At 49.8% G+C, this 3,924-nt stretch carries 3 protein-coding genes and 1 pseudogene; all 4 read left to right on the plus strand.

All coding sequences use genetic code 11. The features are described from left to right. Positions 1-573 (plus strand): annotated as a pseudogene (locus Q0668_RS11155) (hypothetical protein); the annotation flags it as partial. Positions 574-698: 125 nt separating this feature from the next. After that, positions 699-1,484, plus strand: a complete 786-nt coding sequence (locus Q0668_RS11160) for an SdiA-regulated domain-containing protein (protein WP_298864329.1) — start codon at positions 699-701, stop codon at positions 1,482-1,484. A 164-nt stretch (positions 1,485-1,648) separates the two neighbouring features. Continuing rightward, on the plus strand, positions 1,649-3,481 hold the full coding sequence (locus Q0668_RS11165) for a CocE/NonD family hydrolase (protein ID WP_298864332.1): 1,833 nt from the start codon (positions 1,649-1,651) through the stop codon (positions 3,479-3,481). A gap of 65 nt (positions 3,482-3,546) precedes the next feature. Continuing rightward, a complete protein-coding gene (locus Q0668_RS11170; protein ID WP_298864335.1) occupies positions 3,547-3,903 on the plus strand; it encodes a hypothetical protein in 357 nt (118 codons plus the stop codon). Positions 3,904-3,924 lie beyond the last annotated feature (21 nt).

Consider the following 3,924-nt stretch of genomic DNA (forward strand, 5'->3'; position numbering starts at 1 on the left):
CTTACCGAGGCACGCAGCCAGTATGAACAAAGCCTTAAAATTGACAAGGAGTTAGCAGCCGCCGACAAGACCAATGCAAGTGCCCAGCGCGACCTCTCCGTTTCATACATCAAGCTGGGGGATATTTTCCTGCAAGAGGAGAACCTTACCGAGGCAAGCAGCCAGTATGAACAAAGCCTCAAAATAAGCAAGGAGTTAGCGGCCGACGACAAGACCAATGCAGGTGCCCAGCGCGACCTCTCCGTTTTGTATGAAAGACTGGGGAATATTTTACTGCAAGAGGAGAACCTTACCGACGCACGCAGCCAGTATGAACAAAGCTTCATAATCCGCAGGGAGTTAGCGGCCGCCGACAAGACCAATGCTGGGGCCCAGATTGATTTGATGATTTCAAACTACAATTTAGGAAAACTTCTGATGAAATCGGAAGAGACACGCGAAGCAGGGGTGGCTCATTTCCAAGCCGGGCTTGATATTTTACTAAAGCTGGAAAAATCAAACCAGTTAAGGCCGGACAGGAAGTCCAATATTAAACTGCTAAAAGAACAGATCAAGAAACACACCAAAGAATGAACGGCGTTTGCGTGGAAGTGTTTAAAGGGGGTCGGGATGAATGGTACAAGATCTGCCCCCCACTTTTAATCGTTTGCCCCATGCATGAAAATTAGAACTCCGCAATCGTAGAAAGATTGATCTGAATGACCAACGTGCTGGATCTGGAGTTTGAATCTGTCTTCTCGATCAAACAAAAAGAGGCAGGGCTTTCTGAACCTTCGGGCATTGCCATGGCACCCGATGGTTGTCTGTGGACGGTTTGCGATGAATCGCGCCGACTTTTTCGGATCGACACCGAGGGCCAGCTCCTCTCGACGCTGGAGATCGACAACCGCGGTTTAGAAGGGATTACTTTTGATGCTGAGGGGCACATTTGGGTGGTCGATGAGGATGCCAGTAAGATCATTGGCTATGACCCTCTCACCGGAGATCAAATTACTTCTCGACGGCTGAAGGACCTTGAAGGATATTCTGATATCACGGTGCATTTTGAAGAGGTCGAGAACAAGGGCCTTGAGGGAATTACCTTTGATTCTCTGCGTTCTGAATTTTTGCTTCTCAAAGAAGCGAAACCTGGGCTGCTGATTGCGATCACCGCCAGCCTGGACCGGATTGTAGCCGTCGAGCGATTGAACGAGCGAAACGGGTTCACTAGTAAAAAGGTCAAATCAAAAAAGTTAGATTTTTCGGGAATGTGTTATGATGTTGTCCACGATCTATTGTGGATCGTGAGTGATGAAGCAAAACGCATTTATACATTTGATCGAAGTCGAGGATGTGTCATCCAAAGTTTCGCTTTAAAGAATGGGAAGAGCGGGGACAAAATTCGGAGTGCGGAGGGGGTTGCCGTGGACCCGGAGTCGAAGCGGCTCTACGTGGTCAGTGATCAGGACGCCGAACTCTATGTGTTTCGAATCGTGTCGCTGTAACAGCTTACGCCGTTAGGAATCCATGTAATCAACGAGTACGACAACCTCTATGGTTGATTTCCGTCTGCTCAATGATTCCAATAAGCTTAGACATACTGAAACCAGGTGGGGCGATGTTTTGAGGTCCCGTCTGCCACGAGTCGTAGAACAGGAAAGTGAAATCGATGGACTTCTCTCGAATCTTATCTGGCGGTCGGATCGCGTTGATCGTGGCTGCGGTTTTTCCCTTGCTCGGCTCCCTCACGACTGCACAACCACCACCGCCGGGCGAATATTCACCCGTCCGTTACGAAGTTGTCGCAGAGCGCGACCAGGATGCGCCGATGCGGGATGGCGTGCCATTGAAGATTGATATTTTTCGTCCCAAGGCGGAAGGTCGCTTTCCTGCGATCTTACAACAGACGCCTTATAACAAAAACGGGCAAATGGCGCGGGCGAAGAATTTTGCCTCGCGCGGTTACGTGGTGGTGAATGTTGATTCACGTGGTCGATTTGAATCGGGGGGTGATTGGGACCCGTTTTCTCCCCATCACAAAACCGATGGCTATGACCTTGTAGAGTGGATTGCTAAACAGCCGTGGTGCAGTGAGAGCGTGGGGACGTATGGGTTGTCGTACATGGGCTGGACATCGTGGTGGACGGCTTCGCAATCACCGCCTTCATTAAAAGCGATCGTGCCTGAAGTGGCTCCGCCGGATCATTTTTATAATTGTCCGTATCAAAACGGGATCTTTGTCTGCTGGATGATGGACTGGGCCGGCTCGATGTCCGCACGTCTGCCGCATAGTGCTGGCCCCGGTGGTTACGGTGGATTTGCCGTCAATCGTGAAAAAGCATATTCCAATCTGCCCTATATCGACTTTGATAAAACGCGAAACTACAAACCGAATGCCTGGTGGCGGAAATGGATCTTGCAAAACACGGCTGATACCGAATACTGGCGGGCCATTTCTTATCAGACGCCGGAAAGTTATGCGAAAGTCAAGGTTCCCTCATTGGCCATTTCCGGCTGGTTCGACGCAAATTTCCCTGGCACGCCGATGAATTATCTGGGAATGAAGCAGCATGGGGGCACTCCCGCCGCGCGTCGGCCGCGAATTGTGATCGGTCCCTGGCAACATATTATTAACCGTTATCGAACAGCCGCCGGTGTTGATTTTGGCGAACAGGCGATTATTGACTGGGACGGTTACGTGTTGCGCTGGTTTGATTATCACTTGAAAGACATCGATAACGGCGTGTTAGAAGATCCCCCCGTGCATGTTTTCGTGATGGGCCGTAACAAATGGCGGGCGGCGCAGGACTGGCCTTTACCTCAAACCAAATACATTAAGTATTATCTGCACAGCGACGGAAAAGCGAATAGTTCCGATGGCGATGGAAGTCTGAGTACAAAAGGCCCCGGCAAAGAACAGGCGGACGAATATGTTTATGACCCTGACAAACCGACGCCCTCAGCGGGATTTACCAATGGCCACATCGACGGGCCCCGTGACATCAGCAAGTCTGCGGCGCGGCGTGATGTTCTGGTTTATGATACGCCGGTGTTGACCGAAGATATGGAAATCGTCGGCCCGATCACAGCGAGTCTGTTTGGCGCCACGAGTGGCGTCGATACTGACTGGATGATTCGTTTAGTCGACGTGTATCCCGATGGTCGGGCGTTATTTCTTGGTGAAGGCGTGATGCGTGCCCGGCATCGCGATCCCGAAAAACGTGGTGCATTCAATCCGAACAAGCTCAGTACACTCAAACCGAATCAGCCTTATGAATACCAGATTGATTTCTGGCGTCCAACGGGTAATGTTTTTGCGAAGGGGCATCGCATCCGCATTGAAATTTCCAGCAGCTATTTTCCGTATTATCTTCGCAATCCCAATACGGGTGAAGACAACATCGGTCTGGCGACCCGATTCCAAACTGCAAAACAAAAAGTCTTTCACGATGCAGCAAGGCCCTCACATGTCGTCCTGCCTGTGATTCCTGCGGGTAAGTAAAGCATGAAACGGATTGCATCTCTTACGCTGATGATTGATCACATTAATTACGGAAGACTTAGTTCATGCAATATTTCATTATCATGATCACTCTATCCCTCTTCCTTGCCACGGGATGCGCGCCGACAAATAAGCCTGATCCAGCAGTAGTCAAAATTCCGACTGGCGGTGCTTCAATCAAAGATCAGCGACCGGACATGGACGCCTTAAAACGTTGGGTCGACTCTCTAACAGGAAAATCAACAGACGAGATCAAGCAGATTTTCAGTGATACCAAACCCGTTGAGGAAACATGGGAATCCGATGGGGAGGGTGGCAAACTCATTTCATACGAGTTTCCAACCTACGATCTCGCACTCTATTGTTCAGAAGGTGAAGTCGTGTTAGTTTCGATTGACATGTCCCCAAAATTACGTGAGTGACACAATTTTTTCAGTCTTTTG

Origin of the sequence: uncultured Gimesia sp. (genome assembly GCF_937910335.1) — a bacterium.
GTDB lineage: Bacteria > Planctomycetota > Planctomycetia > Planctomycetales > Planctomycetaceae > Gimesia.